The organism is Alistipes sp. UBA1686, assembly GCF_002320215.1.
GTDB classification, from domain to species: domain Bacteria; phylum Bacteroidota; class Bacteroidia; order Bacteroidales; family Rikenellaceae; genus Alistipes; species Alistipes onderdonkii.
The window spans coordinates 185,552-197,156 of sequence record NZ_DCKA01000021.1 but is presented as its reverse complement, the minus strand read 5'-3'; the positions used below and the strand labels follow the sequence as shown (position 1 = coordinate 197,156).

Sequence of the window (11,605 nt, the reverse complement as noted above, 5' to 3'; positions counted from 1 at the left end):
ATCAGTACTGCGAGCCGAAGGTGTTTCGGCGAACGGATAACAAAAATCTTAATGCTATGAAAAAGAGAATTTTTGCGGTTGCAATGACCCTTTGCCTGTTGGCGGGAACGAGCGCTTTTGCGCAGGATCGGCGTGCTCCGAGGACAAAGGAACGCCCCACGGCCGAGCAGATGGCCCAGCGCAAGACCGACCGCATGGTCGAAAAGCTGAACCTCAACGAGGATCAGTCGAAGCAGCTCTACGAACTCAACCTGCAGGAGGTAAAGGATATGCAGGCGCAGCACGAGCGGATGCGCGCCGCCCGCAAGGCCCAGGCCGAGAAGATGCAAAAGATCCTTACGCCCGAGCAGTTCGAGCAGTGGAAGCAGATGCAGGGCCCGAAGCCCGGTATGAGGCCCGGCCCGCAGATGAAGGATGGAAAGGGATGCGCCTGCAAGGAAGGCAGGAAATGTGACAAGCCCCGTCCCGCAAAGGGCAGGAAGTGAGGTTAGGTCATCGAACGGCTTGTCACAGCCGGGGTGTCGGTTGGTCGACTGGCACCCCTTTTTTGTCGATTCACCCGCGGCAGAGGGGAAGTCTGCCATAAAAAAGTTATCTTCGCAAGCGCAAAAAATAAACGTATCTATATAATCTGAAGATGAAACGACTGCTACTCTCAACCTTATTTACGCTTTTCGCCGTCGCCGCCTTTGCCCAGAAGGGGACGGTCACGGGTACGGTGGTCGACGCCGAGACCGGCGAAACGGTCGCGGGTGCCGTGCTGGAATTCGCCCCGGCCGCTGCCCCCGACAAGAAACAGTACTCCACTTCGGGCTTCAAGGGCGCCGTGTCGATCCCTTCGCTCGCATACGGCGAATATAAACTCGTAGTCTCTTTCCTGGGCTACAACAACGCGGAAACGATTTTCAAGGTCTCGGCCGCCAAACAGGACATCGGCAAGATCGAACTCCGTCCGGGCGTGCAGATCGAAACCGTCGTCAAGGAGGCCAAGGCGCTCCGCACCTCCCAGAAGGGCGATACGGTAAGCTATAACGCCGGGGCGTTCAAGGTCACCGACGATGCCGACGTCGAAGGCCTGCTCAAGAAGATGCCGGGCATCACCGTGAGCGACGGTACGGTCGAGGCACAGGGCGAGTCGGTCAAAAAGATCTTCGTCGACGGCAAGGAATTCTTCGGCGAGGACGTGACGACGGCCATCAAGTCGCTGCCGGCACAGGCCGTCGACCGCATCGAGGTCTACAACAAACTGAGCGATGCCGCCGAATTCTCGGGCATGGACGACGGCGAGGGTTATAAGGCGCTCAACATCGTCACCCATACCAACATGCGGCAGGGACAGTTCGGTAAACTGTATGCCGGTTACGGTTACGATGCCGATACCAAGACCGAGGCCAAAAACAAATATGTCATAGGCGGTAATGCCAATATCTTCAGCGGCGACAGCCGCGTGTCGGTCATCGGCCTGTTCAATAATATCAACCAGCAGAATTTCTCGTTCGAGGACATCCTCGGCGTATCGGGTTCCGGCGGCGGCCGCCGCGGCGGTGTCGGACAGTACATGGTGCGCCCGCAGAGCGGCGTGGCGTCGGTGAACGCCATCGGCGTCAACTACTCCGACACATGGGGCAAACGCGACCAGGTGTCGTTCCAGGGCAGCTATTTCTTCAACAATACCGATACGAAGAACCAGTCCACGGTGGACAAGTGGTATGAATCCCCCATGCCGGTGGACACCCTCGCGACGCGCGGCTATTCGAATACGGAGGCCTACAACCACCGTTTCAACGCCCGCCTGGAGTGGAAGATCTCCGACAACCAGAACCTGATGGTGCGCCCCAGTTTCAGCTACCAGTCCAACGATCCCCTGAGCACGACGCAGGGCTGGCAGTTCGGTCAGAGCGGTTACAGCCGTACCGAGAATTTCAACGACGGCCTGCGCCACGGTTACAACCTGCGCACGAGCGCCGTCTACCGTGCCAAACTCGGCAAGGACGGCCGTACGATCACCCTCGACGGCAATGTAAGTTATTCGGACAACACCAACAACTCGAATTCCTATTCGAACGTCCTGCCGATTTCGTCCGTCCGCCCCGACGGGGCCGACGACCCGTGGGGCTGGGACACGACGGGCTATACCCGTCTGCGTTACCTGCGCAACCTCGCCCCCTCGAACAGCTACGGCCTGCGCGGGCAGTTCACCTATACGGAACCTGTGGCCAAATATGCCCAGGTGAGCGTGCAGTACCGCATCCGCTACGATTATCAGGAGCGCGACAAGAGGTCGTTCATAACCGGGCCGGACTATTCGGTCGCAGGGCTTCTCCCCGACGGGGCGCTTTCCAACTCTTACAAGAGCGGTTACCTGACGCAGAGCGCCGGTCCCGGCTTCCGTTATTCGAAGGAGCGCAACACGTTCGTGGCGAACGTCTATTACCAGCATGCCACGCTCGACGGGCAGATCGTACGCGATGCCGCCGACAAGATCAAGCATTCGTATAACGACGTGACCTATTTCATGATGGGGCAGCTGAACATCAATCGCGAGAATTCGCTGCGCCTGTTCGTCTCGTCCTATACCGACAACCCCTCGATCACCGACCTCCAGAACGTGGTCGACGTGTCGGACGCGCAGAACATCACCAAGGGTAACCCCAACCTGAACCCGTCGTACAGCCACCGGGTCAATTTCCACTATACGAACTCCAACGTGGAGAAGGGACGGACGTTCATGTGGATGTTCTCGATGCAGAATACGTCGGATTACAACGCCAACCACCTGGTGTCGAACCCCGGTACGATCACCCTCGGCGGCGAGCAGTACACCCCCAACTACTACTCCACTCCCGTCAACCTCGACGGTTACTGGAACCTGCGCACGCACCTGAGCTACGGGTTCCCCATCGGGTTCCTGAAGAGTAACTTCAACGTGATGGCGGGCGTCAATTTCACCAAGACCCCGAGCATGCTGGGCGGCACAGTCGACAGCGACGGGTTCATCACGGGCGGCGAGCGCAACGACACCAAGAATATCGGCTACGACTTCCGCACGGTACTGGGCAGCAACATTTCGGAGAACGTGGACTTTACCCTTTCGTGGGCCGGCACCTATAACGAGGCGACCAACTCGCTGGGCGAATCGGGCTCCAAGAACCGTTATTTCAACCATACGGCGCAGGGCAACATGAAGTTCGTCTTCCCGCTGGGCTTTACCTTCACGGGCAGCGTAGCCTATACGCAGTACATCGGTTTTACGAACGATTACGACGATTCCTACCTGCTGTGCAACGCCTGGATCGGCAAAAAGGTCTTCAAGAACAAGCGCGGCGAGATCATGGTCGGCGTGAACGACATCTTCAACCAGAACAAGGCCTTCGCCCGTTCGACGGGCTCGGGGTGGACGCAGAATTCGACCAACAGTGTGATCGGCCGCTACTATATGGTGCAGTTCACCTATAACCTGCGCCGGTTCGGCAAGAAGGGGTCGAAAAACATCAAGGATTACGACGGCGTGGCACAACCTTCGGGATCGCGCCGCATGGGGCCCGGCGGCCCGGGCGGCCCTCCTCCGGGAATGTTCCACGGCCCTCGGTAAATCAGCTCGTCATGATGCTGTACCACAGAAAAAGCATGACGATAAATCCGATGAGAACGATCACTGCAGGCCAGCAGCTGCCGACCAGTTTGTACGATGCGAATAGGCTGACGATAAAACAGATGACGACAGCCACCATTGCATAATACAACATTTGGTATCCGCCGGCCATGCCTTGTGGGTCGTAACGAACGTTGTTGGACAGCCAGATTGCAAGATAGATCGCTAACGGATAGGCCGTAACGTTGAGCAGATAATAAAGCCACTTCGGAATCATTTTGCAAGATATTTGGGGTTTCAGTCCAAAGGTAATATAAATTCCGTCGTTCGCAAGCAATGGCGGGTATAAAAAAATATGAAAAACCGGGGTATTCACCCCGGTTTTTCATGTCTGTCCCGACTTTTCGGTTGCGGCGAAAAATCAGTACTCTTCTTTGTCGTTCATCCTCTGCGCGGGGCGTTCGCGCTGTTCGCGGCCGATCACCTGGTGAATGCCGATGCAGGCCAGCCCGCCGTAGATGAGCGTAAGGATGCAGAGCATCCGGATTTCGGGCAGTACCTCGCCGAGCGATGCGCCCATGCTCTGGATGCGGATGAAGCCGTCGACACCGTGGCTGCTGGGGAACAGCTGCCCGAAGTTGAACAGCCAGTCGGGAATACCCTCGCGGGGGTACGACACGCCGCTGAGCATCAGCAGCGGGATCGACGTCCACAACAACAGCAGCAGCGAATTCTCGCGGTAGCGGAACAGCGTCGAGATGGCGATGCCGAGGAAGATGCAGGCGGCCAGGTATGCCAGCATGAAGACCACGACGGTGCCCGTGGCGCCGTTCATCGGGTAATGGAACAGCCGGTAGTGCAAGCCCAGGATATAGAAGGTCGTCACGCCGTAGATCAGCCCGTAGACCGTCGCCTTGCCCAGCACGATGGGCAGCGTGGACATGCGTTTGCGGTCGGGCGGGCAGAGTTTGCGGTAAAGCCCGAATTCGCGCCACGTGCCGCCGATCATGCCGATGCCGATGAGCAGCGTCTGCTGGATGATGACCATGATGATTGCCGGCATGACGAAGGTACCGTATCCCAGGTAGGGGTTGAACAGGTTGTGCGACTGGTAGATTACGGGCTGCGTCGTGGCCTGTGCCTGCGGGATGTCCGCCCCCTTGGCGATCAGGCGCTGGAACTCCACCATCGCGCCCGTGCTGCCGATCGAGGTCACCAGTTCCTGGAACGCCTGGCGGTACATCAGGAAGTAGCTGGCGTCGACGTAGATCGCCACGTTGGCCTGCGAGCCCCCGAGCATTTTTTCCTCGTAGTCCGACGGTATATAGACCACGCCGTATATTTTGCGGTTGAAGAAGAGCTCCTTGGCCTCCTCCATGTTCGTCGGGTTGTAGGCCACGTACGTATTCGGCCCGGCGTTGAACGTTGCCGCGAGGCTGCGGCTGGTCGGGGTGCGGCACTCGTCCACCACGCCGATCGGCACGTTGCGCAGTACCTGTGCGCCGTAGGCCATCGAGTAGACCGTGGCGTAGATGATCAGCGCGAGTACCAGGATGAGGACGACGCCCGCATCGGTGAATATCGAGCGGAATTCGTTGCGCATGACCGACAGCATTTGCTGCCGGTAGGATGCCATCTGATGTGTGAACCTACCCATGTTATAACCTCCCCCAGTATTTTTCCTCCGTGCAGATCGTCCGCAGGCGCGGCAGGCACAGGAGCGGTAAGACGATGAATAACGACATGTAGCCCATGTCGGGCAGCGAACAGGCTACCGGGGCGCCCCGCAGCATCTGGTCGACGAAGATGTCGGTGTAGTAGGTGAACGGGAACAACCTGCTCAGGTACCGCATGGCGGGCCACATGGCCATGATCGGGAACGTGAGGCCCGAGAAGGTGAAGGCCAGCACCGAGTACCCGCCGCCGATCGAGAGCGACAGGCGCAGGTTCGAGAGCAGCGACACGATGAACACCGCGATGGCCTGGTAGCTCAAAATAAAGAGCAGCGTACTCACGAGGATGACCGTCAGGCTGCCGTTGAGCGGTACGCCCACGACCTTGAAGATAATCAGGAACATCACCAGCGACATGAGGAACATGATGACCGTCACGGGCAGTATCTTGCCGGTGAGCGCCGCGCCGACCGAGCCGTTGGCCGTGCCGAGCCACTCGCGCGCGGTGGCGTGCTTGAGTTCGGTGCCGATGGTGAAGACGGTCACCATGACCACGAAGATGAGCAGCATCATGGGCATGAAGCTCGGCGAGAGGTAATAGCCGTAATTGATATAGGGATTGAACAATACGTGCCGGCTGAACCGCACGGGCATCAGCTGCGCCATGGCCTGCTTCTCGCTGAGCCCCTGTTTGGTGAGCAGTTGCAGCTGGATGCCGGCCGTGAAGGTCGTCACGGCGGTCTGGATGTCTTTCGACAGCAGTCCGTTGACCGTGATGTTCGTCCCCGAAACGTAATTCTCGATGTGCGTCTGGCTGTTGCTCAGGATATTCTTCTCGAAGAACGACGGGATCTGCACGATGGCCATGACCTTCCCTTCGCGCATCAGCCGCTCGCCTTCGTCCATGTCCTGGATTTCGTAGGCGACCAGGGCCGTCGGGGTTGCGTCGATCATCTGCGTGACCTTGCGCGAGAGCGACGTGTGGTCTTCGTCCAGCACGGCTATCGGGATGTCGCGGGCCACGCCCTTGTTGAACAGCAGCGCGAAGAACGCGAACGACACCACGGGCAGCACGAGCATCAGCACGAAATACATCGGCTGGTGCGTCAGCCGCACAAGCTCGCGCCGCAGGACGGCGTAGGTATTATGCAGGAATCCCGGCATCGTCCCCTCCTATTTCCGGATTTCGTCCCAGTCCACGATTACGCTCATGCCCGGGCGCATATTCTCCACATGCGACACAGGCCTGGCCTTGACGGCGAAGGTGCGGATGTCGAAACCGCCCTGCGTACGCGTCGCCGCCCATGTCGCGAAGTCGGCCTGTGCGGAGATGTAGGTCACCTCGAACTCGACGTCGTAGTCCAGCGCCGGGACATAGCCGCTCATGCGAGTGCCGATGCCGATCCCCGGGAGCAGGGTCTCCTTGATGTTGAAGGTCACCCACAGGTCGGTCAGGTCGAGGATGGCCACCACGGGATAGCCGCTGCCCACCAGTTCGCCCTGCTCGGCGATGATGGTCGAAACCTCGCCCGTCACGGGCGCATAGACCATCGCGTCGCCGATGTAGGATTCGACCTCGCTCACGGCTCCTTCGGCCTGGCGGACACGTGCCGCAGCGGCCTCCTTGTCCTCCTTACGGGCTCCGTCCGACGCCAGGTCGTACTGCGCCTTGGCGGCCAGTGCCGTGGCTTCCATCGCCTTGTAGTTGGCCGACGCCTCGTCCAGCTTCTGTTCGGGGACTACCCCCTGGTCGTAGAGGTTCTTCACGCGGTCGTAGGTCTTGCGCGCCAGTTCCAGCCCGGCCTGCGCCTTCTCCCACATGTTCAGGGCGGCTTCGATCTGCTGGATGCGTGCGCCTGCCAAGGCTGCCTGGTCGAGTGCCGAGGCGGCGCTCTTCACGGCCTCGGCCTGCTGGAGTTTGGCCTCCAGCTCGGGGGTCGAGAGCGTGTAGAGCAGCTGCCCCTTTTCCACGCGGTCGCCCTGTTCGACCTTCATGTCGTCGATGCGCCCCGGGACTTTCGACGAGGCTTTGTAGGTCGTGCACTCCACCGTGCCCTGTATCAGCATCGGGGTCGTTTTCCGGAGGTACCAACTGATCAGTACGACCGAGACGATGATGACCACTGCGGCCGCGATGATTCCGATAATGTTGCTTCGCTTCATAGGATTCTATATTTTTTACTTTTTATCGAACAGGATCGGCCGGGCGTCGGCGCGGCGGGCATACGCCGAAAATTCGTCGCTGATGCCCGCGGCTTCGAGCAGTTGCGCCAGCAGCAGGTCGAAATTGTAAGCCGCCTGGAGGCGTTCGGTGCGCACGCCCGCGAGGTTCAGTTCGGCATCGATCAGGTCGGTCGACGAGCTCATGCCTTCGAGGAAGGCAGCGTTCTTCATGCGGAGGTACTCCTCGGCGAAGGCGAGCGAGGCGTCGATCGAGGTCATCTGGTTGCGGTAGTTCATCATCTGGTTGTAGAGTTTCTCCACCAGAACCGAGATGTCCTTGCCGGCCTTGTTCTGCAAGGCGCCGACCCGGCGTACGGTCTGCTTGGCCGCCGAATATTTATACTCGCGGTTCAGGCCGTCGAAGATCTTGATGTTGACCCCCACGCCCACCGCCCAGCGGGGTACGAGCCCTGCGACCTGGTAGTTGTAGAACGAACCGCCGCCGATGGCCGCCACCTGCGGCAGGAAGTCGGCGCGCTGGGCGCGCACGCCCTCTTCGGCCAGCTGGCGCTTGAGCGAAACCTGGTTGAGCAGCGGGTTGCGGTCTTGTGCCAGATCCTGGTAATAGGCCACCTCCTCGACCCGGTCGACAATGAACATCGACGTCACGGGTTGCCACGCGTTGTCCTGCCCCAGCGTGCTGTTCAGGGCGCTGGCGATGGTTTGGGCCTGCAGTTCGGCATTGGCCAGCTCGCGCTCGGCCTCCGCCATCTTGAATTCGACGTAGAGGCGTTCGCTCTGGGCGATCATGCCGTTCTTTTCGAGCGCGACGGCATCTTCGAGGTGGCGGCGTACGCCGTCGACCACCTGCCGGCGCACCTCGACGACCTGCATGGCGAGTGCCAGCCCGAAGTAGCGCTCCACGAGCTCCGAAATCAGCGCATTGCGGGTCTGGTTGCCCTGCTCCGCCGCCGTGCGTTCGTTGATCCTGGCGGCGCGGTTGGCGGCGTTGATCTTGCCGCCCAGCCAGATGGGCACCGAAACCTGCCCGCCCACGAACCCCAGGCTCTGATCCTGCACCTTGAGGAACCAGTCGGCGTTCATCAGCGGATTGAGCAGCCCGTTGATCGAGGGGATCATTTCGGGCGGTATGAGCCCGCTGCCGAGTATCTGCCCGGCGAGCTCTTTGGCCGGGCCTTTCATCTCGTTGAAATCGAATCCTATATCCTTGGACATGTAGGCGTAGGCGCCCATGACGCTGATCTTGGGCATACGCAGGCCGATGGCCGCACGGCGTTCCTGGGTGGCGGCCTTCTCCTCGAACTCGGCTGCTTTCATCGCGGGGTTTTCCGTGAGCGCCACGGCGATCGCCTCGTCGAGCGAGAGCGTACGCTTGGCCTCCTGCGCAGGCAGCCGGACGATGGTCGCAAGTGCCGCCGCCGCAAGGAGGGTTCTGACTGCTATTTTCATATTAATCAATGCGTTTATGAGGCAAATATATAAGTTATCCCGATATGTTGCGCGATTTTCCGGAAAAAGAGGCCAATTTTAGGCCCTTATGGACACAATTTACGCCCGATTCATCGCTTCAGGTGCGCGTTGGCTTCCCATACGCCGTTGGCCAGCGCCGGGTATGCCCTGACGTCGAGGCCCGCTTCGCGCAGGGTCAGCGCTCCGCGGCAGCAGACGAAACAGTCGGGCTCGTAGAGTGCGAAGGCCGCCCGGGCGAAACCATGCCTGATAATGAGCTGTGTGCAGCTTTCGGGCTCGCTCGCCCGACGCGAGCACGGCTCCATCGAGGAGTACATCGCGGCGCCGCGGAGCTCGGCGCCTGCCGCCAGCGCCTTGGCGATGGCCTCCTGCTCGGCGTGGTGTGTTGCCGAAGTCTCGTGCGTGTAACCTGCAAATATCCGGCCGTCGGCCGTGGCTACGACCGCACCGACGCAGTAGGACGTCGGGCCGGGGGTACATTTGCGGCCTTCGTCGACCGCCATCCGCAGGTGGCGCAGGTCTTCTTCCGTCGTGTCGGGATGCAGCGTGTAGGTCGTCACCTCCATGCCGTCGACCTCCTCGCAGGTGTGCGGGACGCTCTGGGGCGGCGCTGCGCCGAACCTTGCCCCGCCCCGGCGACCGAGCCGCAGCCGCGGGTTGACGGCCAGCCGCAGTGTGTCGGCCATCCCTTCGTCGAGGAACATGCGCAACACCCCCGCCCCGCCCTCGACCATCAGGTGTTCGATGCCGCGCTTTTCGAGTTCGGTGACGATGTATTTGGCGGTAATTGCTTCGCTGGTTGAGATGACTGTCGCAATATTTTGCAAACCAGTTATTTCTCCCGGCGAAAACACATAGCGGTCGGCATCGCCAGCGGTGAAGAACCGCAGGCGGGGTGAAAGGCCGCCCGACCGGGTGAGTGTGACCTTGGCGATGTCGGGCTTCAGCCCGGCCTGCACGCGCCGTGCGCGTGCCACCTGGTCGCGGACGAGCAGCGACGGGTCGTCGCGCCGCAGGGTCTCGGCGCCGGCGAGGATCGCATCGTGGGCCGCCCGCAGGCGGTACACCTCCTCCCAGTCGCCCGGGGTCGAGATAATCAGCCGCCGGGGGCTGTCGTCGTCCATGTAGCCGTCGGCCGTGACCGCGGCGGAGAGGGTTACTCGCATCTTCGCAGGGTTATCAGGGTGATTTCGGGATAGGCTCCCAGGCGCATCGGGAAAACCACGTATCCCGTGCCGTCGTTGATATAGAGCGTACGCCCGCCTACGTCGTAGCGTCCGCTCCAGCGCGTGTAGAGCAGTTGCGCCGGGGAAAATGCCCGGCCGAAGAGGCGCAGTTTCATCTGCATGCTGTGTACGTGCCCGGCGAGCGTCAGGTCGCCGTAGCCCGCGTCGGCGATCTGCCCCCAAAGCTGCGGGATATGCACCGCGGTGATGTTGTAGAGCGAATCGGGGACGCCGCGGTAGGCCCCGCTCAGGTCGGCGGGCGGCAGGTCGGGGTCGTGGCGCATGTGCCGCAGCGCGGGGTCGAACGAAAGCCCCGTGAGCGAGATGCTGTCGCCGCCCCGGCGCAGGTAAACCGTGGTGTCCTCCAGTACGTTCCACCCCATTGCCCGCTGGCGGGCGATCACTTCTGCAAGGCTCGCCGCCGGGCTTTGCGCAACGGTGTCCTTGATATAGAGCCCGGCATCGTGGTTCCCCGTGACCGAAACGACGCCGTACGGGGCACGCAGGCCTCCCAGCAGTTGCCGGGCGCGGGCGTCGAGCTCCGAACTGCGGATGTTCACCAGGTCGCCGCAGAAGACGATCAGGTCGGGGCGAAGGCTGTTGACGCTGTCCACCAGGCGCCGCAGCTCCGCTTCGGGACGCACGACGGTGCCCAGGTGCGTGTCGGTGATCTGGGCGATGCGGAACCCGTCCAGCCCGGCCGGGAGGCGTTCGGAGCAAACCTCCGTGCGGTTTACGCGGATCGTAGTACGCCCGGCCGTAGCGCCCCAGACGAAAAGTGCCGCCACACCTGCCCCTGCTGCGATACCGACCCGCGGCAGGCCGATCCAGCGGAAAAAATAGCAGGCCATGCGTGGCAGGACGGTCACCATCCAGGCCCAGAACGCCCACATGGCGAATGTCATGAACGCCGTGGTGTTGTCGTGTGCAACAACCCCGGCGACGGCGATCACCGCCGGCAGGGCATCGGTCGCGGCCGCCGCGACGATGAATACCCGGTGGCGTACGCCCGGGGCACGCCGCCGCATGCGGCGGTAATGAATGACGTCGGCGGCCGCGGCCGCAAGCGTCAGCAGGGAGATTATCCAGAGCAGCATATACTTCTTTTTTTATGTAATGTATGGGGAGCGGGCAGGTTGTGCACGTCCCCGTGTCCTGCCGGGCGCCGTTTATCCGGCTCGGGCAAAGATAGTGAAAGCCGAGGGGATTCTAAAATTTATTTTTCAACTTCCCGGGGGCATCCTATTTGCCGGAAAGATAGCGGGATTCGTACGTAAACCGTGCCCTTCCCCGATTTTCAGGGATGCGCCTTCTCCTCCGCGGAGGTCACGGGAATCGGGTGCTGGCGGGCGGAATCAAATTCCGTGCAGGTTTTTTTGGCATATATCTTGCTAATTCCCGGGGTGAATATTAACTGCCTGTGTCCCAAAAACAAAACATACCGAACCAAGCAAGTTTAA

The 11,605-nt window shown here is 60.8% G+C and carries 9 protein-coding genes; 2 read left to right on the top strand and 7 right to left on the bottom strand.

Annotation, left to right across the window (positions count from 1 at the left end):
- Positions 1-56: 56 nt before the first annotated feature.
- On the top strand, positions 57-485 hold the full coding sequence (locus B3C38_RS10890) for a Spy/CpxP family protein refolding chaperone (protein WP_022333621.1): 429 nt from the start codon (positions 57-59) through the stop codon (positions 483-485).
- Positions 486-637: 152 nt separating this feature from the next.
- Positions 638-3,592 carry an outer membrane beta-barrel protein gene (locus B3C38_RS10885; protein ID WP_286727078.1) on the top strand — a complete coding sequence of 985 codons (2,955 nt, stop codon included), beginning with the start codon at positions 638-640 and terminating at the stop codon, positions 3,590-3,592.
- Position 3,593: 1 nt separating this feature from the next.
- Here the strand turns inward: B3C38_RS10885 and B3C38_RS10880 are convergent, their stop codons facing one another.
- From B3C38_RS10880 to B3C38_RS10850, 7 genes are all read right to left on the bottom strand, one after another.
- Positions 3,594-3,869 (bottom strand): hypothetical protein, encoded by a 276-nt coding sequence (locus tag B3C38_RS10880; protein WP_022333619.1) that lies wholly within the window; start codon positions 3,867-3,869, stop codon positions 3,594-3,596.
- A 144-nt stretch (positions 3,870-4,013) separates the two neighbouring features.
- The gene (locus B3C38_RS10875; protein ID WP_286727076.1) at positions 4,014-5,249 is read right to left on the bottom strand and encodes an ABC transporter permease; all 1,236 of its coding nucleotides are present in this window, start codon (positions 5,247-5,249) and stop codon (positions 4,014-4,016) included.
- 1 nt (position 5,250) lies between these two features.
- Positions 5,251-6,429: an ABC transporter permease gene (locus B3C38_RS10870; protein ID WP_278808838.1), complete on the bottom strand. Its 1,179-nt coding sequence runs from the start codon at positions 6,427-6,429 to the stop codon at positions 5,251-5,253.
- Between the two features lie 9 nt (positions 6,430-6,438).
- The gene (locus B3C38_RS10865; RefSeq protein WP_286727075.1) at positions 6,439-7,428 is read right to left on the bottom strand and encodes an HlyD family secretion protein; all 990 of its coding nucleotides are present in this window, start codon (positions 7,426-7,428) and stop codon (positions 6,439-6,441) included.
- Between the two features lie 15 nt (positions 7,429-7,443).
- Positions 7,444-8,898 carry a TolC family protein gene (locus B3C38_RS10860; RefSeq protein ID WP_286727073.1) on the bottom strand — a complete coding sequence of 485 codons (1,455 nt, stop codon included), beginning with the start codon at positions 8,896-8,898 and terminating at the stop codon, positions 7,444-7,446.
- A 110-nt stretch (positions 8,899-9,008) separates the two neighbouring features.
- A complete protein-coding gene (locus tag B3C38_RS10855; RefSeq protein WP_286727072.1) occupies positions 9,009-10,085 on the bottom strand; it encodes a dihydrofolate reductase family protein in 1,077 nt (358 codons plus the stop codon).
- Positions 10,076-11,242 carry a metallophosphoesterase gene (locus B3C38_RS10850; RefSeq protein WP_022333613.1) on the bottom strand — a complete coding sequence of 389 codons (1,167 nt, stop codon included), beginning with the start codon at positions 11,240-11,242 and terminating at the stop codon, positions 10,076-10,078. The genes B3C38_RS10855 and B3C38_RS10850 overlap by 10 nt, the downstream gene beginning before the upstream one ends.
- Positions 11,243-11,605 lie beyond the last annotated feature (363 nt).

Coding starts and splice junctions, on each gene's coding strand:
- B3C38_RS10890 (WP_022333621.1), top strand. CDS start 57: ATGAAAAAGAGAATTTTTGCGGTTGCAATGACCCTTTGCCTGTTGGCG.
- B3C38_RS10885 (WP_286727078.1), top strand. CDS start 638: ATGAAACGACTGCTACTCTCAACCTTATTTACGCTTTTCGCCGTCGCC.
- B3C38_RS10880 (WP_022333619.1), bottom strand. CDS start 3,869: ATGATTCCGAAGTGGCTTTATTATCTGCTCAACGTTACGGCCTATCCG.
- B3C38_RS10875 (WP_286727076.1), bottom strand. CDS start 5,249: ATGGGTAGGTTCACACATCAGATGGCATCCTACCGGCAGCAAATGCTG.
- B3C38_RS10870 (WP_278808838.1), bottom strand. CDS start 6,429: ATGCCGGGATTCCTGCATAATACCTACGCCGTCCTGCGGCGCGAGCTT.
- B3C38_RS10865 (WP_286727075.1), bottom strand. CDS start 7,428: ATGAAGCGAAGCAACATTATCGGAATCATCGCGGCCGCAGTGGTCATC.
- B3C38_RS10860 (WP_286727073.1), bottom strand. CDS start 8,898: ATGAAAATAGCAGTCAGAACCCTCCTTGCGGCGGCGGCACTTGCGACC.
- B3C38_RS10855 (WP_286727072.1), bottom strand. CDS start 10,085: ATGCGAGTAACCCTCTCCGCCGCGGTCACGGCCGACGGCTACATGGAC.
- B3C38_RS10850 (WP_022333613.1), bottom strand. CDS start 11,242: ATGCTGCTCTGGATAATCTCCCTGCTGACGCTTGCGGCCGCGGCCGCC.